The organism is Brevibacillus porteri, assembly GCF_003013475.1.
Classification (GTDB): domain Bacteria; phylum Bacillota; class Bacilli; order Brevibacillales; family Brevibacillaceae; genus Brevibacillus; species Brevibacillus porteri.
The window spans coordinates 1-20,705 of sequence record NZ_PXZO01000006.1 but is presented as its reverse complement, the minus strand read 5'-3'; the positions used below and the strand labels follow the sequence as shown (position 1 = coordinate 20,705).

At 48.8% G+C, this 20,705-nt stretch carries 16 protein-coding genes; 8 read left to right on the top strand and 8 right to left on the bottom strand.

Translation table 11 applies throughout. The features are described 5' to 3' along the window. Window positions 1-66 precede the first annotated feature (66 nt). Window positions 67-693, top strand: coding sequence for a cupin domain-containing protein (locus C7R92_RS05500; RefSeq protein ID WP_069849888.1), 627 nt, complete (start codon window positions 67-69; stop codon window positions 691-693). A 111-nt stretch (window positions 694-804) separates the two neighbouring features. Here the strand turns inward: C7R92_RS05500 and C7R92_RS05495 are convergent, their stop codons facing one another. From C7R92_RS05495 to C7R92_RS05460, 8 genes are all read right to left on the bottom strand, one after another. After that, on the bottom strand, window positions 805-1,539 hold the full coding sequence (locus C7R92_RS05495) for an MBL fold metallo-hydrolase (RefSeq protein WP_106833495.1): 735 nt from the start codon (window positions 1,537-1,539) through the stop codon (window positions 805-807). 201 nt (window positions 1,540-1,740) lie between these two features. Beyond that, window positions 1,741-4,239: a GAP1-N2 domain-containing protein gene (locus C7R92_RS05490; protein WP_106833494.1), complete on the bottom strand. Its 2,499-nt coding sequence runs from the start codon at window positions 4,237-4,239 to the stop codon at window positions 1,741-1,743. Further along, window positions 4,239-5,504: a TRAFAC clade GTPase domain-containing protein gene (locus C7R92_RS05485; protein ID WP_017246636.1), complete on the bottom strand. Its 1,266-nt coding sequence runs from the start codon at window positions 5,502-5,504 to the stop codon at window positions 4,239-4,241. The genes C7R92_RS05490 and C7R92_RS05485 overlap by 1 nt, the downstream gene beginning before the upstream one ends. Window positions 5,505-5,517: 13 nt before the next feature. Beyond that, window positions 5,518-6,153, bottom strand: coding sequence for a beta-mannanase (locus C7R92_RS05480; protein ID WP_069849893.1), 636 nt, complete (start codon window positions 6,151-6,153; stop codon window positions 5,518-5,520). Between the two features lie 17 nt (window positions 6,154-6,170). Next, window positions 6,171-7,445 (bottom strand): vWA domain-containing protein, encoded by a 1,275-nt coding sequence (locus C7R92_RS05475; protein WP_106833493.1) that lies wholly within the window; start codon window positions 7,443-7,445, stop codon window positions 6,171-6,173. Continuing rightward, window positions 7,442-9,790, bottom strand: a complete 2,349-nt coding sequence (locus C7R92_RS05470) for a hypothetical protein (protein ID WP_106833492.1) — start codon at window positions 9,788-9,790, stop codon at window positions 7,442-7,444. Before C7R92_RS05470 ends, C7R92_RS05475 begins: the two co-directional genes overlap by 4 nt. 34 nt (window positions 9,791-9,824) lie before the next feature. Beyond that, entirely contained in the window at window positions 9,825-13,214 is a 3,390-nt protein-coding gene (locus C7R92_RS05465; protein WP_106833491.1) for a tubulin-like doman-containing protein, read from the bottom strand. A 13-nt stretch (window positions 13,215-13,227) separates the two neighbouring features. After that, complete coding sequence (locus C7R92_RS05460) at window positions 13,228-15,021, bottom strand: vWA domain-containing protein (protein ID WP_106833490.1); 1,794 nt, start codon at window positions 15,019-15,021, stop codon at window positions 13,228-13,230. 197 nt (window positions 15,022-15,218) lie between these two features. On the opposite strand from C7R92_RS05460, the gene C7R92_RS32250 reads away from it, so the two are divergent. The 7 genes from C7R92_RS32250 to C7R92_RS05430 form a co-directional block, all read left to right on the top strand. Then, entirely contained in the window at window positions 15,219-15,368 is a 150-nt protein-coding gene (locus C7R92_RS32250) for a hypothetical protein (protein WP_007724683.1), read from the top strand. Then, window positions 15,365-16,300 (top strand): hypothetical protein, encoded by a 936-nt coding sequence (locus C7R92_RS05455; RefSeq protein WP_106833489.1) that lies wholly within the window; start codon window positions 15,365-15,367, stop codon window positions 16,298-16,300. Before C7R92_RS32250 ends, C7R92_RS05455 begins: the two co-directional genes overlap by 4 nt. A 14-nt stretch (window positions 16,301-16,314) precedes the next feature. Continuing rightward, window positions 16,315-18,078, top strand: coding sequence for an SH3 domain-containing protein (locus C7R92_RS05450; protein WP_106833488.1), 1,764 nt, complete (start codon window positions 16,315-16,317; stop codon window positions 18,076-18,078). Window positions 18,079-18,230: 152 nt separating this feature from the next. Beyond that, window positions 18,231-18,863 (top strand): LysE family translocator, encoded by a 633-nt coding sequence (locus tag C7R92_RS05445; protein WP_106833487.1) that lies wholly within the window; start codon window positions 18,231-18,233, stop codon window positions 18,861-18,863. A 10-nt stretch (window positions 18,864-18,873) separates the two neighbouring features. After that, complete coding sequence (locus C7R92_RS05440; RefSeq protein ID WP_106833486.1) at window positions 18,874-19,506, top strand: YHYH domain-containing protein; 633 nt, start codon at window positions 18,874-18,876, stop codon at window positions 19,504-19,506. 263 nt (window positions 19,507-19,769) lie between these two features. Next, window positions 19,770-20,387: a class D sortase gene (locus C7R92_RS05435; RefSeq protein WP_106833485.1), complete on the top strand. Its 618-nt coding sequence runs from the start codon at window positions 19,770-19,772 to the stop codon at window positions 20,385-20,387. A gap of 55 nt (window positions 20,388-20,442) precedes the next feature. Then, window positions 20,443-20,705: hypothetical protein (locus C7R92_RS05430; RefSeq protein ID WP_208636183.1), on the top strand; the 263-nt coding region annotated here is incomplete at its 3' end.

Genomic DNA, 20,705 nt, shown 5'->3' with positions numbered 1-20,705 from the left:
TCTATATTTAATCTATATTCCGTCTTAATATAATCTCTTTTTACTATTTTTCAAGGAGGTATAGTTTTGTCAAATTTAAGTCGCAGTGTAAGTAACCCGCACAATAATGAAGTAGTTACCTTTTTGAAGACAACGGAAGAAACGAATGGCGAATATTTGTTATTCCGTACCGATCTTCCACCGGATAACGGGATTTTTCTACACTATCATACAAAACTTGTCGAAACCTTTGAAGGTGTAATTGGAAATTTAGAGGTAACCATTGCTGGAAAAAAAGTAATCCTGAAGCCGGGAGAGAAGCTAACCATTCCGACAGACAAGATTCATGGGTTCCACAATCCCTCTAACGAATTCGTCAGCTTCGATGTGGAAATCCGTCCGGCAGGTACTTTTGAAGCGTTTGTCCGCTGTGGATACGGGCTCGATACAGATGGGCGTAGCTTTTATTTGCCGATTATCAAGCAGAATATCCCGAAAAATATTCTCCTCTTGGGAACGATCTTTCAGATGGGGCAGTTTTACCTCCCAATCATTCCGCGCTTCCTGCAAAAAGGCATGTTCGCTGTGTTCGCTGCACTGGCTCGTTGGACAGGTTCAGATAAGTCGCTGGAAAAATACTACAAAACCTCTCCAGCTGCCCCAGTCTCCCATACCGAAATCGAGCAAACAGCGCAAAAGACGTTGCAAGGATAAAATGGGAAAGACACCATAGGGATTACTCCAGCTTGGTGTCCTCCACGCTTTTTATATCCACATATTCCAACCTGGATTCATTGTTTTATCGTGTAAGCTCGTGTAACTGCTTCACCGTATCAGAGCGTGAAGCTGCTCTTCCACGTTGTTTTGGCACATGCCTCCATGATAACAAATGATACTAGTAATTTCCAAGTTCTCGAATTTTTTTAATGAGTTTACTGCCATTTCCATATCGAGAGTGTTTTGCGGAATCGGTCCTCGCAGTGCTTCGTTCATGTAGACCATAGCATCGCCTGCTATCAAGGTCTTGCTATCTTGTACATAAAGGCTGATATGCCCCGGCGTGTGTCCGGGAGTATGAATGATGCAAATTCCCCCACAATACGGCAGAATCTCTGCGTCTGCCAGTGTCTTGTGCACCATTGCCTTTGGCGGATTTTCGCAAAGCCATTGCAAGTGCTCGCGTTCCTTTTGAGGCAACATCGCAAGTAATGGGGCCATGCTTTTGGGGTTTGCTTTGAGGAGAGGGCGTGTGCCTTCAATATACGGCTGATCTAGCTCATGCGCGTATATTTCAACCTGTCCGCCAAGCTCACGAACGATTTCTGGAAGACTGCCAATATGATCAATGTCCTGATGTGTCAAAATGATAGCCTGTAAACGCTCAGGTGGTATGCCGGCACGGCTCATCTCCTGACGAATGGTCTCCCATGAACCAGGCATTCCTGTATCTACTAATACCGCTCGGTCATCATCCCAAAGCAAGGTGGGATAGATCACTATCGGCTTGCCAAATGCCTCTCCTTGTAACGGAATCATTTTCACACCTGTGTTAGCTTTCATACCCTATTCCTCCTCACACCATTTCATCGCACAACTACTTTTTATCACGGAGCGAGGAGTTATTTCAACAGAAAAATATTTTATTATATCACAAACAAAAATATTTGTCAATATATTTTCAAGGCGTTTTCTTGTACAACAACGCCCCCCGAAATACGCGGTCGCTCCTACCAGAGCAGACCGCGTTGGCGTTTTATTTACTTAAGGTGTCGTTGTCTGAACAGGCTGCCCGCCCGTTGATGCATCTTGGCTTCGCTCCCCAAGAACGCCACGAACAGGTTGGATGTCAGGCTCGTCCACCATCAACCGATAAACCGGTACGAACACAGTCGGAGGACGGATCGGTTCAGGCTTTGTTTCAGGTGGCTGTACATGCGTACTCGTACCTCCCCAAACCATGTAGCCTCCCCACGCTCCAACACCTAGCAAGACAACTACGCTGGATATCACCGTAGCTTTGTGCCGAAACAGCTTCACGAGCGGATTGGCTGTTTCGCTGCGTACCTCGTCCAAAAGCTTGCGGAAATCAGCATTTCGGATCGCATACCACCGTTTTCGCCATTCTTTGTCCCGCAATCTCTTACCTTTCTCCTCAAGGAAGAAGGCCTTCAGTGCTTGTCTGTATGCAGGCAGCAAATACTTCCCTTCGAAAAACATCCGCTGGCTCATTGTCCATTGGATAAAGGACAGCGTAACGGATTCCCCACCATTTTGCTGAACATACTCCAGCAATTCTGCAAACTGGAAGCCTTCCTGACCAAAATGATCTTCCCGGTAAAAGACCAGCGGCATCTGCGGGAACTCGTCCGCATGGAGCGGTTTACTCAACATATTCTGGATCATTCTTTGCTGCACGGAAATCGCTTCCCGATCCCATTTCCGGAAAAACTCTGCCGGGTGTGGCGTGCTTCTCTCTTCGTGCAGCTTCGCCAGATTCAAGAGCATTTCTTGTTTGTGGCGACTCTCCAGATCCAGCGTTCCGAAAAAGCTCTGTGGCTTCTCCTCCAAGAGGGCGATGAGCACTTGGAAATCATCCTTGGATAGCGTGTCTAGCGCGACGAGCTTCATCAAGGACTTGTCCAGCTCATCCAACAGCTCATCGGCATAGCTGCGTGCCCCATCGATGCTTTCAAAGAACTGATGAATGGTAATGGCGGCAGTGAGCTTTTGACGTTCACGCGCAAATAGACGCAATACTTTTTCCGTCGTGGTAGCAACAAAAACGGCATTGCGCATAGCTTGCGGTTCTGTTTCCGTCCAAAACCGGATTTCCTTTAACATCTGGTCCAAACTGGTCACGGCGGCTACCCGCTCGGTCATATAATCCTCAAAGAGCGGCTTCACCAACTGTGGATAGCCAAAAATCGTCCGCATCATGAAGCCAAACAGCTCCCGGTTGCTGGACAAATGCTTGTACACTTCTGCCACGTAGCTGCTCTGTCTCGAGGTCTTGGCCTTCATCAACACGTCCATCAAGAAGCGGATCAAATCCATTTGCAGGCGTTCCTGCCTGGTGACACGGTAGGACTCAATCATTTGCTTGATCGTCTCACCGTCAGGCAGCTGTTTGGACGAAAGCGCCTCTACCTCGACCCTCATCAGCATTTCCTGAAGCTCGATCAGCCGTTTCTTGCGTGTCAGGCTGCTGTGTCCCAAATAGCTGTTCAACGCCTGCCAAACGCCCGCCCGCTTGCTCTCATACACAGACATTCGTCCCTTTTCAATCAAATACAGGGCACACAGCTCATAGTACGTGCGAATGTTCAAGGCCAGTGCATGGTCTGCTCCAGCCAGCACTTCCTCACAAAATTCGTGGAACGCATCCAAAATCCGTGGCTCATTCACATACTCCCAAGCAAAGTCGAGGTATTCGTGTCCTCCGTCCTGCAAATCGACGTTCTGAACGCGACCAAGGGCGAAGTCGAACAAAAAGTCTTTGTCGCTGTGCCCACCGCCTGGGCGTATGCTTCCTTTTTCCACGAACGTGACGTGGATATGCTTCTTGCTCTGTGGCTCGTTGCTAAAAGTGAGAAACCCAAAATGTCTGCGCATCTCATAAGGCAGACAACTGTACAAAATCTCCAACAATTGAGCAGCACTCTTGGATGAGGCACTAATATCCACATCCAGGCTGATGAACACCTTCTTTTTCGCTGCGAGCGAGGACATCACCGCAAAGAGGAGCTGTTTGAATAAACGCTCATCGACGCCCAGTTGCCCAAGCAGCTGTTTTCGGTCTTGCGATAAGCCTTTTTCTGAAGGGATGTCATCGACGGTAGGAAGCTCCTTGCCCGCTGCATCGTCGTGACGATCCGTAAAAGAGCGCACTCCAAAGATCTTGCCCGGGTTCTTGATAAACTCATCCCGACGCTCTACCGGAATGACATAGTTGTGGCTAAAAAACGTATTGCGCTGACCGGTAAAATCCGCTCCGACAAATACACTTCTACCGAGAACCATCTCTCCTGATTCGGCATGGAAGCTGACAAGCGCCTCCGGGAAGAGCGCAAGATTGCTTTCCGCCCGCTCTTGAAGCTGTCGCGGCGCGTCGTACACGCAAAACGGATGGAGCGCCTTTTTAATGAATTGGTTATCCAGCCCTGGCGTTTTGGCGACAGTATCGTATCCTTCGTTCGAACGGAAAACCCCTTGTCGCCCGCGGGTGTAGTACTGCTGCAAAATGGGCTGACGGTTGCTCACTACCGCTCCCTCCCCTCGATGTAATCAAGCTGGTGCATCAACCAAATAAACGGTTCATCGACGCGAATCGGCGTCACGACACCACTCACCCTTTGATTGACGGGATTGCTCCCCAGCGCAGATACAGCGAAATAGGCCGTATTCGTAAAGTAGACATCCAACGCGTCTTTAAACGGTCTATCCACCTTTTCGATGAACCGGCGGATCTCCCCATCGATGTTCTCAAATTCAGTCGTATTTAAATATTGTTCATGGACGAAATTGCGGAAAACGTTGCTGTTGGACTTGATGTATTCGCCGTCGTCTTCCTTGATCAGATGCAGCATGTCGCTCTTCGTCAATACGACAGCAGTCGGAATATGTGTCTTGCTCTGCTCCTGATAGCCGATGAAGTTCTCAAACAGCGTAATAACGACCTCACGCGGCTCGTCGTACCTTGCCGTGAATTCCCCGGGCTCATCACCTGCTTGCAACATGACCCGATCGCGAATTGTCTTGATTTGCAGCGGATCAACCAGGAACAAGATGCCTGATGAGTTTTTCACATGCGCCGCATACAGCTCCAAATACTCGCGGTCGACCATTCCCTCGCCCGCTACGTCAAAAAACACCAGGATCAACGGTGCCTTGTCGCTATCCTTGAAAATGAACTGGAAGATGAATGGCTCCTGACGCTTTTCTTTTTGCGTAGAATCAAGCAGCTGTCCACGTTCAAACAAGGGTGCCTCGTAGTTCTCCCGGAACTTGCGGCTAATCTGCGCATTGAGCGGCATACACGCAGCATCGAAGTGATTCGCAGTCGTATTCTGCAAGGTATGGATCAATGAGGTCATGTAAACGGACTTCCCGACTTGGGATGCCCCTACAATCGAAATAATGTTGCTCGGCGCTTTGCCAGCTGTAATCGGCAGCTCGTTGTGGCATTTCGGGCATAATCTGCGCTTGGAAACCATGCCATACCGATCGGTCACACCTGCGAGGACGTTATCAACGTACAAATGGTTTTCCTCCGGGATGGATTCAGGATCGATCACCGCTTCCAACTCGTCGACGGCATCGAGTCCGAATTTATCCCGATACGCATTGAGAATCTCATCCTCCTGCAACGCGTAGTCTTCGTCGTCCTGACGATGATGTGTGGCACGGAAGACAACTTGGTCTGGTCCGTATTTGGCGAAGCAGTACGGACAGACAATATCGTAAAAAGGAAGCCGTTCCTTGACCTGCGGCTTCTTTTCAAACATGTTTTTCAAAAACGACAGCATGGCGCATCCCCTCCTATTCAGGAATCAGTTCGTACATTTCTCCGTATTTTTTCCCGTCCGTAAAAAACAGGCGGACAACGTCTTTTTTCCGGACCTCGATCTCCGGCATCAGATTGACACCGGGCTCGAGATCGCGAATGAAATTGTATCGGGTACCATCATCCTTGTGGGCGGGAGGAGAGCCTTCTTTTTTTACGTAGCAGAGTACGTCCCGCGCGATCGGAATCTCTGAAAAAATGCGAATCTGCAACGATTGATGCTTGCTAAACCAGCTTCCGCCCCGTTTGAACGAGTAGTAGATTTTGGCCTTTCCTGTGCTGACGTGGATCACATGGGCATCCCCATCTGGCATGAGCAGAATCGGCTTTCCATTTTCCAATCGGCATGGAAAGATGCGGTATGTGTACCGGCCGATGCCGTCTGTTTTTTCCCGCAGCCCTTTGTGGACTTTGTATTCCTCTCGGGTATACAGCTTGAACTGACGATCATCCAGCTCGTTTACGTCAAAAGGGGCGCCAAACTGCGACTTGTGCACGTACACGCACGGAATATCCTGCGCCCAATGCCAATTGAGCACGTATTCGCTCCCTTGATACTGGCAGGTGACGTCCTTGATGAAGGTTTCTGTTGTTTCCTCCCGATTAATCATGATTCATCATGCTCCCTTTACTCAAACCGCTTGCTGCTTTGGTTCCCGGCGTCCAACGCGCGAGGGTTTTGTCTGGTGTTCAGTCTCCGCTTTGCAAAAGACGATCCACCACTCGTGGAAGCTGGCACAAAGAGAGTGAACAATGTCAGGATGACAGCGAGCATGGAGCACGCCAGCAAACGTACAACCATATCGAGCAAGTCGATTGACGACAGTCCCATTTCCAAAACGAGTCCAGCTAACAGTCCTGATACCGCCCCGCCAATCGTGAAGCTTTTGGCCAGATGGCGATTGTCAAAAATCAGGCCCAGCGCCAAGCCGAGCAAAGCACCGATGATCAGAACACTGACCACACGGGTAATGGCGTAAAACATGCTTTCTTCTGTCGCTCCTGTCCGCTCGGAAACGATATTGCGGTCTGTTCGGCTCATATCGTAAATCTGACCAAAAATTCCTGTCATTTGGTCAGCGTGTTCAACATTGAAGTAGCTGCCGCCAGTCTCAGCAGCGATCTTTTGAAGCAACGCCGTTCCGTCTGCATCGATTTGGCTCATGCCTACGGTATGGACAATCACTTGGTTTTGCTTGTAGGGTGCAAGTGCAGCAGGGACATCCAGATCACTATAGCCGTCTGACATCAGCACGACCGTACTATTCACCATTTGATTGGCTTGCAGCTGATCTAGCCCCGCTTGCAGAGCCAGGTCGATTCGAGTGCCTCCATCCGTTCGCGGATATTGAAGCAGCTTCTTCACAATCTCATCCTTCACGGACTGGCTGCTCAGCTCGGTGAGGGGTTGCAGCACATTCGTTTGATCGTGAAACGTAACCACTGCTATGTTCATGTCACTGTCCATGCGCTGCACCATGTCGGCTGCTGCTTTGAACAATTGGTTATCCGGGTCTGACGACTGCATGCTGCCTGACGTATCCAGAACCATGACAATATTGTTGGCCCCACTAGCCTGTTGAAATGATGACCCGTACAGCAGCTGAAGCAGCATGGCCACTACGCCCACCATCAAAAACGTGCTGGGCACGAGCATTTTCCAGGAAAAGCCCAGATAGCGTTGCTTCCAACCGACTCCATTCAGTCTTGGCGAGATCATTTCCGCAATGAGGCACATCAGTCCTACGAAAAAGGCATATTGACCAAAATAAAGTCCCATTAACAACCATTGCGGTATTTCTCCGGACAGCTTGCCGAGCATGACTTCCCCGACCAAAAATCCGATCACGCCACCTACCAGACTACAAACTAGCATGAGTAAGCTTACCCTTCTCTGACTCATGACGACTCATCTCCTCCCACGCGGCGAAAGACAAACCCGCTTTCCTCATAGGAAGCATGGTATTTCTTGTTATTGCGGTAGAACATCAACTCTTCCATGCCGAATCCACCCATCAGGTTCATTTTTTCTATCCCGCTTTTTTGTTCCTCGTGGATGCAGCCCAGCTTGTAAGTTCGTGTGCTCTCATCTTTGTGCAGCGCATATTGGACGAAGTCGTTGTGAATATCAGCAAACAAGTACTTCTCCTCATAGCGATGCTTCTGCAAGAAATGGAACACTTCGATGTGAACCGCTGCGCGCTCTTCCAACACCAATGCGAGATCGAGGAACAAATCCTCCTTCGTCAGCACGGTTCGGTTATCGTAAGCAGCCCCGACGTTGGCACGCGCAAGCAGCTCCGCCTCAAAAGATAAAGCAAATGGCGCACGGGTGAGAATCTCGTTCCGGCAAAACTGACACAGCCTCTCCACGAGTCCGGCGAGTCGATTCCCGCTGAGCAGAGCGCCGCTACCAATATACCGTTGTTCCATGTAAAAATCACTGCCGCGCGAAGCTTCCAATGACCGGATTGTTTCATGGACCACCGATTCGTAATATTCGTCGACGTTTTTGCCCAAGTAGTCAGTCGCTTCTCGAACGCTCGTCTGGGCGATTTCCCGCAGTTGCTTATGCAAGGCTTCCAGCTGCTCGACTTGCTCACCTAACTGCCGGTGAATCTGCTCTGCCTGTTTCTCATAGCTCACAAGGATGGAGAGCATCATCTCCCAATCCAGCAGCTCCAGCTTTTTGCCATAAACAGCGTCCAGCAAATGGCGAATGAATGTCCGCACACGCTCCTTATCCCGTGTGAAAAATCCTCCTACGCGAATATCCTGCCGCTCCACTCGCTCTTGGTAGAGATCGACAAGCTCGGCTTTAATCTGTTCAACCTGTCGAGATGTCTCTCGAATTCCTGTGCGCAGCTCATCCAGCAGGTTTGCTCCATTGGCGTGTTCGGCTGTGAGATAGTAAGCCGCATACAGACCAAGCCGTTCATCCTCGATAATTCCTTTCTGAATCAAATCAGCCAAGGACTCCTGGGACAGCATGTGATCCAGACGTTTACGCGCCCCTGAAACGACATTCGCCTCAAAAAAGGCTTGGCTGCTACCGTCAAACAAAGCCAGCTCCGCTTCACGCATATTCATACTGCAAAGCTCGCTGTAGCTGATACCAGAAGTCATGAGCCCCGTCATTTCCTCCAGGATGTGATCCTCAGGGAGAATGCCAGCCAATTTTCGCTGCAAATCATGCGCCGTCAATCCGAGCTTTTCTCTCGCTTTTGTTTTCGGCAATACCTCGCCGTCTTGTAGTCGCTCCCAATAGCGGTCAAATACGGCGGATAGTACTGTCAGCGCAATCGCATGAGTTGGTCGCTTCACTTTGGATAGTCCAGCAGACGCGAGCTTGGTCTGCCCATGATCAACTGTGATGCTACGCATAAATTGCAGCTTGTTATAGCCATCATTGCTTTCATGGAACTCCGACTCTACCTTTTTGTTGTTCAAAAGCACCAGCTTGCTGATCAGCTCATAAATTTCCTGCATGCCGCCTTCGATAAACAAGCCATGCTCTGTCTTGTCACTCAATAGGTAGGCCAGTGAAAATAACGGTGCGTTCACATGCTCCACAGGCAGTTTCACGAGATCCTCCGTTACCAAGAGATTCGCTCGATAACTGTAGTCGCTCCGCTGATAGCGATTGACCTCTTCCAAAAAGCTAACCGAGAGCGCTGTCGAGAACCCGAATGCTTCCCCGTTGTTCTTTTCTTGAAGCAGGACGTACAGGTCGACAGATACGTTTTTAAACAGCTCGTTGAGGTAGCCCTTGAGTAGCAACGTCAGCTCTGGCAAAAGGATCGTAGCAGGGTCATCCGCCCTTGCCACGACCGCTATATTGACTTGCTGAAAAGCAGTGAACAACTTGCCCATTTCCGCTACCCGCACGCTTGCCAGCTTCATCACCTTGTTCAGCTCCATGGTGACAGCTTCATCGAGTAAAAAACGCTCGTGGATCGAAGTACGCATCTTTTTCTTGTCGGCATCTGCCTGCGGCAAGCGGCACCCGATTACTTGCGGATGCTCCCACGTTTTGTCCTGATACGCATGGACATAAAGAACACCGTGACCATTTTGCCAATTGCGCTCGTTGTGGGCACGAACAGCTTGCAGTGCCTCTACGCTCTTATCCCCGAGAAAAAGGAAGAGCACGGGGTTTTGAATGCTTCGCTGTCCGTTTCCGCTATCCAGTTGTCTTTCCAAATCCGTAACGTATTGGGTCGCGAACTCTCCAATCAAATCCCTCATGCGTCCTCCTCGGTTATTAAACGATCCTGACTGTTTATTGCAGCGTCTTGCGCATATCGTTTACTTTTGACCAAACCTTTTTGTAGAACTGGAACAGCTCTTCACCGTTTACGTATTCGTCGCGGTCGTACTCCAAATCGTTTTTCGTTTCTTGGAAGGTCGCCGCAATTTCATCGAGTTTTACCAGCAGTTGCTGCGTATCCTCTGCGGAGGTCATCGCGTCACTGCGTTTTGCAGCCTTGCGCTGGATGGTTGCCATGTTCTTGTGATCCAATGCGCGGAACTTTTCATAGATAGCGAATTCGACGTGCTTGTTGACCTTCATCAGGTTGATGAATGGCTCCCACGCATCTTCTTCCTCATCCTTGTCGTAGACGTAGAGTGCACCGCGCTTGCAGATGGTGTTTGTGTAAAGTGCTTCGATGAATCGGGTCACCAGCTCTTCTTCGTCCTTGATGGCACCTACGATCTGCTCCAGCTCCTGGATTTTGGCTTCGATTTCTTCGTATTTGCGCACTTCCTGTTCGATCAGGCGAATCTGCTCTGGATAGCGAATCAGGTTTTCTTTTGCCATCTCTTCATTGATACTGCCGAACACATCACGCGTAAATTCTTGCTCCAGACCATCTCTCAGGAAACCTTTGAGCTCAACCAATGCACGCTTAATCTCGCCAGGGCTCAGCTTGGTCGCGTCTCCTTGCGCTTGGTGCTTAGCCAAGAAAGTGGCCAGCGAGAACGGCTTCGTCACGATGGATTCATAACGGTTGCTGGTCTTGCTGTCGCTGCCTTTTTCGCGGATAGCTCCATAGCGCACCGCACGGTCAAACAGTTCGCGTACGTTGGCGTTGTACGCTTTAATTCGCCCATTTTGGTACGTATCTCCCCACGATTTTTCCGGAATAGGGGATGGGAGGTACGCCCAGTTGTTCTTTTCGGTTTGAACGAGGTGGCGTCCGATACCCTCTCTATCCAGAATGGTACGTTCGTAGCTTTCCTCGTAGACCTTCAACGGTGTGTAAGCGAACAGTGGAACACCGTTTTTCGTATTCAGCCAGAAGATGCGGTTTTTGACTTCGCTTTCTTTGACGGTAAAGCGTGATCCGCTAATCGCTGTATCTTGATAGTTTTTAATCCCCTTCAAAATCGATGGTGCTTTCAGCGGCACGGATACAAAGCCCCAGGAAGGGAAGTGCATATTGCCGAGATTGTTGCTCAGATGGAAGACCGGAATCGCCTCTTCATCCAGCTTGCTTGCAATCTTGCGCTCTACGATGCGATCGAGTGTCTCGTCCTGACCGTATTTGATCACGAGGAATTCTTCCATCGACTTGGTGATCAGCTCACCGAACTTCTCCGAAAGGAATTCCGAGATCGAGCTAACGATATCCAGCTCTTGCTCTTTGACCCACTGATCGGAGTGTCGCAGCAGCTCGCTGGTGAAATCACGGATCAGGTCATCCGCATCTTTTTGCTCCAGGATGTTGCTGACTACCTTGGAGATATCCGGCACACTGACGATGTTCCAGTAGTACGTCTTGTTGCCCGTACGGTCGCTCTCTTCGCCGCCCTTGATCAGGATGTCGCCGTTTTGCTCGAAAATTTGGTTGAGTGCGTTCAAAATCTCAGTAAATACGTTATAAATGCGGTTGTTTTCTGCATTCAACAAACGGTGCAGCTCTTCGTAGAATTCGATCATTTGCTCCAGCTTTTCTTGATCAGCCAGGAGCTGGTATTCGTTGATCTTTGCTTCGATGTAGCTGTTTTTCTTCTTCTCCTTGGAGATGAAAGCACTGCGGGCATCGCCCAGCTTTTCATTCGCATTTTCGCGCGCACCCTCAATCTCACGCGGGAAGCTCTCCAGATTCGCCTTGAGGCTCTCGATGTAGGAGAGGATCATTTTCATCAGGCAATAGCCTTTGTCCGAATGAATCAGACGGGACGCATAGAATGGTCCTTGCTGCGGGTGCAGGAACACGCGCGTAATCATTTCGCCGAAAACAGAGATCATGTCGCCTGGCGTCTGCTTCTTGCATTTGATGTACGCTTCGCGCGCTTTGGCGAGATAACCCTGCTCCAACTCGTGGTCGATGCTCACGACTTGCTGAGTGATCACGTTGCTGTAGTTCAGACGCTCACTGTTTTCATAGCCTGGCAACGGTTCAGGAACGCGCTCCTCGAACTTGCGGGAAATCGAGTCGATGTCGATTCCGAGTTTGCGGGCGAATTTCTCCGCATCTTCCTGTGTTGGTGCTACTGTGAACATTTTTTCCATCTTATTAAACAAGCGATATGCCAAGTACGTTGTCATCTCTTCGATCGGCAAGACAGCAGAGGAAGCACCGATGACGTTGTATTGGTAGTTCGCTGCGTACGCTTTTGGCATCTGGTTGATGTTCGTACGGATGTTGCTGATATAGTCGTGGATCGCAAACTCTTCACCCGAACGCTTTTCTTCGCTCGCCATGAAGTTCGTGATGTTCTCCGCGGTTACGTTCATGCAGTAATCGTAGGCGTTTTCCAATGCTTTGCCTTCGAGATTGGTCGCAGAAATCAAATGACACAGGTTGAATGGTGGCATTGGCGATTGGACAGTGAGTACAGTGCCGTATTGCTGGCGGAAACGCTCATTTCGCTCATCCGCATTCATCCAGTAGTCCAGCTCTTTTAATGCCGCATAACCGTTTTTCATGATGTAGTCGCGTGTGTGCGAGCTGAGACTCTTGTTCGACAGGTTGACGTCAGGCGTGAACAGGTAGCCCAGCGTATTCACCTTGTCTACCCCCGCACTGCCGAAGTCGCGCTCCAAAATGCCTCGTACGATATAGGCGATGTCGAGGAAGCAACCGCTCCCCGTTCCCCCGGACAATCCGCTCAAGAGGAATACAGTCAGCTTTTTGTTCGTGCCCTCGCACAGCATCTTGACCTTTTTCTCAATGGTTTGTACGACTTGCGTAATTTTCGTAAAGAGAAGAAGTCGACCTGCCTGACGAACACCCGATGCTCCGCTGATTCCATCCGTAATCGTCAGCTCTGGTGAGAGCCAGTCAGTGATGTACGGCTCCAGAATGCTGCGATTCTGCAACACACCGCCGATCTCAGGATTGGACAGGAGTACGAACTCCGTCACTGGATCGAGTCCGATGCCCTTGTACTTTTTGTTACGGTCATGTTCATTCGTTTCAAACGCGATGAATTCAATATTGTCCGGCTTTTCCTTGCGCTTCTTAGAAAGCTGGTCTACTGGCAGCTTGAAGCGTCTGTTCACTTGGTATTTCAGGCGCAATAGCGCATCAATTCCTGTACCGCCAAGACCGATGACGAGCATCGGGTTATCGATTGTATCTACGCGAATCTTGTCACTGACGATTCCTCCGCCGAGGGATACGTCCAATTGTTGAATGTGTTCTCTCACAACTGCTTTCATAATCGACTCACTCCTAGACGATGTAATCTACATATAAGGACTTGTTCACATTCGTTAACGAAATTTTGATGCGATCGTTTTTCTTCAGCTCTTTGCCTTTGCTTGCATCGAGCACACGTCCGGCCTTTTCGATTCGGCAGCTTGAACGGTTTTCGATGATCAGCGTATCGTTTTTCCCTGGTAAAAAGATGACTTTCTCTGTCTCCGCAAACTCAGGGGCGAGCTGCAAGAGTTGGTGCAGCTTCACTTTTCCTTTGAACGCGTTCAGTTTCTTGTACTGCGGATTGGACTTTTCCCCTGTATCCTCATCCACGATCTCGATGGCGATTTGGCCCGCGAAGCCCTTGTTCGCCTTGCGATAGATCGACAGTGCGTACAAGCCTGCACCGATCAGCAGGATGAGAACCACGGTACCTCCTACTACGGTCATCCATGGAAATGGTTTCGATTCTGCCGCAGGATCAGTAGTTGTGTTCGGCTTGCTCGCTCCAGAGCCTGCCGTTTTGGAAGCATCTACAAGGAGTGGTTTTGTCTCCCGGTAAAAGCTGGTGTCTTCTGCCTTGATTTTGATCTCATACGCATGGTCAGCCGGGATTGTGAAGCTGCCTTCGAACCCGCTGCCCGTATTGTTCAGGACGACCTCATTCGTCTTATTATCCGTCTTGTCATTGACGATCAGTGTCGCCTTCATCTGCTTGTACAGATCAGGACTCGCTACCTTCTGTCCGTTTGAAACAAGTGCAGCCTTGATCGGTACGACATCGCCAGCCTTGAAGCTCTTGGCTGTGACTGGCTCCATCTCCAATTGCAGATCGTAGTTGAAGATGAGGTTAATATCGATTTTTTCCTTCGGGGCACCCTTTACCTGTAGCTTCCAATCGCCCTGCTGTGGCTTGACCAGCTTGATCATCGTGTACGCATTGGATTTCGACAGTCTGACCTGGTTGGAAGGGATTTGTACTTCCTTGCCTGCTGGGTCATACAGCTTCACTTCCACTGCTTTTTGCGACATGATCGAGATGTTGGCTTCCATGACGCTGCCATTCGGGATTGGGATCGGAATCTCCTGAGCCTGACCGTTTGCAACGAAGCTTTTCACCGGGACAACCTTCAGCTTCAAGTGATTTGCAAAGATTTCGCTCAAGATTTGCGGGAGCTTGTCCGCTGTGCTTGTTTCGAAAAATTTACCATTTGTATCCGCAGCAATCTGTTGCAGGGTCGTGCGGTTAAGCTGACCGTCTGCGTTCAAGCCAATCGTGTAAATCGGATAGCCTTTGTCTTTGGCCTCTTTCACTGCTTGCTGTAGCTCTTGATCAGATTGTGCTTGGGTACGGCTTGATGCTTTGTTCAAATAGTTGTTTCCGTCTGCCAACAACACGATGATCGGCGCATTGTTTGGATTGCGTCCCGCATCCAGGATTTTTACTGCTTCCGTAACCCCTACAGCAATATCGGTGTAGGCTCCTTTTTGCAGGCTGTCGATGAAGGCTTTGATATCGTTCTTGTCTTCTTCGGAATTAATCTCAAGCAGTGCCTTTTCCCGCTCGATCTTGTCGGTATAGGCGACGACACCAATCTTGTTCGCTTGGATCGACGTCATGTCGACGAACATTTTCATCGCTTCGTTGCTGACTTTGTTCTTATCGCTTTGGGTCATGGAGTTGCTGACGTCCACGACCAGGACAGCGTCCATATTGTTTCCGCTCGTTTGCGCAAAGCCTGGGTGAGCGACGGAGAGGACACTGACCAAAAGCAGGGCAAGACATGCTACGTATCGACATAACATTCGGAATCGTATTATTTTCATGAGAGCTCCTTTTCTTGTTCGTTACAAAGAATTTGTGAAGTGTTGCAAAGGAAGTAAGACTATGACACTATTACCACTAGATTCAAGAAGTAGAAGACAGATGATAAAAAAGTACTAGAATGATTGCCCCTTACTCGTAATACGATACGACATGATTCTTTGTTACAGATTTCGACAACTTCGTTAGGAGAAATTTTATGTTAACTTACTTTCTGTTGTTTGCGGCTTTTTTGCTGCTAGCGGTCCGATTCCTCAAGCTGCTGCGACTAAAACGGCGCAATCTCTCCAACGCCGAAATCGATCAGCATCTTCATGCCTTACTGAATGAGAAGAGGGATTCACCATGAGAAAACGAATCGGCGTCCAATTCCGCAAAACCCGTAAAACCACTCATACGTATGAAAGAATTCAAGCGTGCACGCGATGCCATACGTACCATGTCCTGTGGGAGACACATTGTGAGACCTGTGGGAGAGCCTACACACCGATCCGCCAGGTTTCCCACGCTGTGACGCGCCGTTATGTGCAGACGCGCTTTTTGCTCTTGGGCTTGTTCGTCTGTCTTGCTCTCCTTTCTGCGGATACCCTTTTGCAATTAGCTCTCGCAGGAGGTATTGGCTGTGTGTTGTTCGTTCTGTTTTTCGTGATGCAGAAAAAATACGGCACCTATGAAAGAGACATACAATTTCAACACTTTTTGACAAAGGAACTGGATACGCTCAAGAAGTCACTCCTCCGTCATTTGGAGGAAGTGGGCAACGACGTCAAAGAAGGACATCTCAAGGAAGCTTATGAAAAAACGAGAGAGATCGGGCATTTCGTCGATTCCGATACGATCAAGATACGCAAGATCATGTTCCTCAATCATTACGTCCTGCGAAAAGACATGGAACTGGAGCTCGAAACGCTCATCCCGTCTATGTACGACAAGGACTTCATGGAATATGTGCGCGAAGTCATCAAGGTCCAGCCTTCGCTCGTCAAAAAATCTGTTCTCAATTATGTCAGACGTTATAAAAATCAAATATTGTTACTAGAAAATGGGGATCAGCTCATCGGTCAAGTGGCAGGTGCAGCGCTCCGCATGAAGTCTTATGTGGATGAATATCAGGATCTGATTATCGAATTTATCGATTTTTTGCCTCGCGAGCGCCTTCTGCGATTGGCAAAAATGGTACAAACCCATAAGGTTGAAGGTTGGGAACAACTATATCATTCTACCAAAAACAGGGTGGATACGCATTACGCGTTTGACCCGGATTTCAAAGGCTTACTGTGAAGGAGGAGCCTTTCATGCTGCCTATCTCTCCCTATCATAGGTCCCTCTGGGTCCGTAATATTTTTCTTGGACTCTTTGCCTTGGGTTTGATCGCCGTTCTGTTCAAGCTCGGATTTGGGTACAAGCAGATTACGTTATATAAACAGGCAAAGGCGTTTTATGAACAAAAGAACCTGCTGCAAGCCGAGGAAACCTTTTCTCGCGCGCATGATATGGCTGTCCTGTCCTACGGGGATGACGAATGGAATTCCATCATGTTCCTACTGACTTCTATCCGTGCTGAACTAGAAGGGCTTCACCTGCATTCACGTTCTGCCATCTCGGAAAAGAAGGTCGCAGAAATCGGTGTAGTCTATGAACAATACCAAGCAGTCAAACAGAAATACCAAAATCAAAAGGACGTACCGGGGATGTTTTTCCAGCAATTGTCCGCTCACTTGGGTATGGATAAGAGCTTTTCCGATTATTACTTGAATGCCTTGCAAACAGCGAAGGCTCAGGCACAATCGAATCTCGAAAAGGAAAACTATCAAGACGAATCTTTCATCGAAACACTCCTGGTCATTCCGGATGAATACTACGGCGGCAAAAAGAAGAAGCAGGCTGAGCTCACGGCCTTGTTCCAGGACTATGAAAAGACCAAGCTGCGGGCGCTGATCGCTTCGGCTCCTTTTGAAGAAGTCATCACCAAAACGGCTACAAGCATACGTCATTACGAAAAACTGGGTATCGAGACAGATTGGTTAGTGGGTCAGTTGGAAAAGTATGCACTAGCTGAAATCAAGGAAGTTATCCGTTCGAAGGATTTGAGTGCCTTCGTGGACATGGCAGCCGCCTATCGCAAAATCGAGGATGTGCTCTCTACTGATTCGCCTGTACTCGATTCGATCACCCGCTATCTGGAGGGCAAGCTCAAACAGGCAGAACAATATATCAAGTCGTTCGAGTTCACCAAAGCGCGTGAATTGTACGAACAGTTAAATCCGCTCCAGGATACAGCTACACTCCTGTCCGATCTGGAAAAGCTCTGGTTGGAATACGATCCAGCACGCTTATTGCAATTGAGATATCCAGACAGAACGTTCACCGACATGCTCTCCGGCACAGATCGCTGGGGAGCAAAGCTTTACGCATTTGGACTCTCCAAGGCAGATCAACGTCTTTATTTCGCAGCGAAAATGCCAAATGACTCGTTCCTCTATCTGGATCAGTCGCTCGATGTGGACATGAAATCAGCAAAGGCGAAGATCGACGATACGCTCGGAAGTAAAGAAAAGCCTGTGATTATCGTGAGTGCATCCGGCAAGGAGCGTGCTAACGCCTACGCGGCACTGTCTCCGAATTTGATAAAAGAGTCACTCGATAAGCGCTTTTCGGTGGAGGCGGATGAACTCAGCGTAGAAGACTCCGAGCACGTGATCATGAAAAATGCGGTAGGCAAAGGGGAAAAGGAAATCGCTCTGTTCAAGCTCGAGGACAATGGCTTGGATTACATAGAAAAGCTGGCTGACTTAGAAGAGAATCCCGAAGAAACGACCGAGGGTAACGAGTCAGGAGAAGCGACCTCCCCCGCTGACGGCTCAACAGAAGGGACGGATCAAACTCCCCCTGCCACTCAAAAAATCGATGTTTTTGCGGGGCCGGGTGATGAATATGAGAAGATCGGTCAGGTAGTAGCAGATGGTTCCCTCCAAGTCATCGCCGATCTGAATGGCTGGTACCAGATTGTATTTAATGGAAAAGAAGGCTGGATACGCGCTACTGAATCGACGCCGTAATCCGTTTACTTGAATAATGAGCTCCCCGCGCGATCATGATACACTTTCTTTGATCTGCGTCAGGAGCTTTTCCTCATTTTTCGCATTGCTTTAAGTGTCAGATTATTCTATAATCTATTTTTATTTTATAGATAGACAAGGAGTGGGAAGCGATGTTTGGAATCGTTCATTATGAAGCATTTCTGATGACTGCAATCATGTTGAACCTGATACCCGGCTCAGACACGATGTACATCATCACCCGCAGCATTTCGCAAGGAAAACAGGCAGGAATTCTTTCGGTTCTCGGCATTTTGACAGGCTCACTCATTCACACACTCTTGGCTGCTTTCGGCTTGTCGCTCCTTTTGGCGCAATCCATCGTGCTTTTTAACATCGTCAAAATATTGGGGGTCGCCTATCTCGTCTATTTGGGCGTTCGCATGCTCATGACGAAGGAATCACCAGCTTTTGATACGGCCGATTCCAAGAAGCTGAAGGGTGAAAAGGTCTATCTGCAAGCGATCCTGACAAGTGTCACGAATCCAAAGGTCGCCCTGTTTTTCATCGCCTTCCTCCCGCAATTTGTTAGCGCGACGGAAGCAGGACCACTCCCTTTCCTTATTCTCGGCCTTACTTTTACCGTTACGGGTGGCATCTGGTGCAGTCTCCTCGCCTTGTTTGCTTCCTTCGCTACGCAAAAATTGCGCAATAATCAGAAGTTCTCTATCATACTCAACAAGCTGACGGGGATTGTTTTTATCGGGATGGGGTTGAATCTATTGCGGGCGAAAGCCAATCCTTAGGAGGTTATCTATGAAAAAGATTATTTCTGTACTCGCACTCATTCTGTGCTTTGCTTTTTTACCTGTTCAAATGATTGAAGCGCATCCAGGCAGAACAGATGCAAATGGTGGACACACCTGTAGAACAAACTGTGAAAAATGGGGATTACAGTATGGAGAATATCACTATCACAACGGTGGCGGTGGTTCTTCTAACAGCCAAGTGAAAAAATCGGCTCCTCCAAAACCATCGGCCCCCCGTACACAACCTAAAATACTACCTTCGAAAACAATTGTAGCCGTAGACAATGCTAACGTTTATTCTGCTCCATCCCTTGACTCTGTCGTTACTGCAACCCTATGGTATGGTTTTGAAATCAAAGCATCAGGTACACATCCGGAATTTATCTCCATGGATCAAGGATACGTTTCCAAAACAGTGGTCACCTCGTATACACCGATCACTCCGAAGACTGTCAAAATTCAAGGAGAGAAAGGCTATTTCTTCTCGACCCCTTCGACAGAAAGTCCAGGCAGGGGCTACGCTGTCAGAGAGGCACTTGTTCAAGTAGTCGGTGAACGTGGCGATTGGTATTACGGCTCCACCATCGATGCAAATGGGAAAGTCTTAGTTGGATTTGTTGCAAAAAGCGTCGCCTATTAACCATAGAATGAGACCGAAAAAGCCAGCCAGGAGAGTCTTTCTCCTCTGGCTTTTTTCATGTTCAGAAATTGTTTAGGTCGAAAGATTATGATAGCTCTAGGCATTTTTTCACAATTGGAACAGTGGGTGTATCTGTTGTTCTCGACTACATGATTTGTACAACGAAGAATCCTCTTGCTGAAAAAAGTTTAGTGTAACTAAAAATTAAGACAAGGGGGGGAAAGTTGAATTGAGTTAACGGTGCGAAAAGGGAGTTGAAGAATGTGCGAGTGCTGTTAAGTGCTGGGTTTATCCTGGCAGGCTTATTCCTCCTTTTCTATCCTCAATGGGAAACGGCGGTATCTGCACAAAAGCAAGAACAGCTCATCGAAGCGTTCGAACAACTGAGCAACGTCAGCGAGCAGATAGAAACGGCTGCATCAGAGGACCCACCAGATCCTCAGATACAAGAGCCGTTCGCTATGTTGAAAGGTGCCAGAGGCGTGATTCGGATTCCCACAATTGATCTGGAAATGATGATTTTTGAAGGCGCGGACAAGCATGCCTTGAGTAAAGGTGTTGGCCTGATCGAGCCAGACAAGGAATTCGGTGTGAACAATGTTGGACTGGCAGGCCATCGCGGGATTACTCATGGCAAGCAATTCAATCGCTTGGACGAACTAGCACCTAACGATGAGATTGAGATCAAGACGAAAACGGCAACCTACCAATTCGTTGTCGTGAAAGCCTTTGTCGTAGATCGTACACAAGTAGAAGTTCTAGAGGATCAAAAGAAGCCATTGATCACCTTGGTCACATGCACCCCTGTTGGAGCAAAAGATCCGAAGGACAGACTGATCGTTCAAGCTGAATGGAAACAAACGACTTCATCTCAGCCCTAACCCTTCCTACTGCAAGACGGAACGAGCAAGTTTTAATTTAGTACAGGAGGAGCATATGCAAAGGAAATCTTGGGTCGTTGTGGTGGCACTTTTGCTCATCATCCAAAACTTTTTCGGTTTCACGACAACCTCGTATGCCCAAACACAAGGTGAGGTTGTCATTAACAATAGCGGGGAACCGGGTACAGGCGATCCTACTGATCCAGGCACGGGAACTCCTACCGATCCGGGCACGGGGACTCCTACCGATCCAGGTACAGGAACTCCTACCGATCCAGGTACAGGAACTCCTACCGATCCGGGTACGGGAACTCCAAC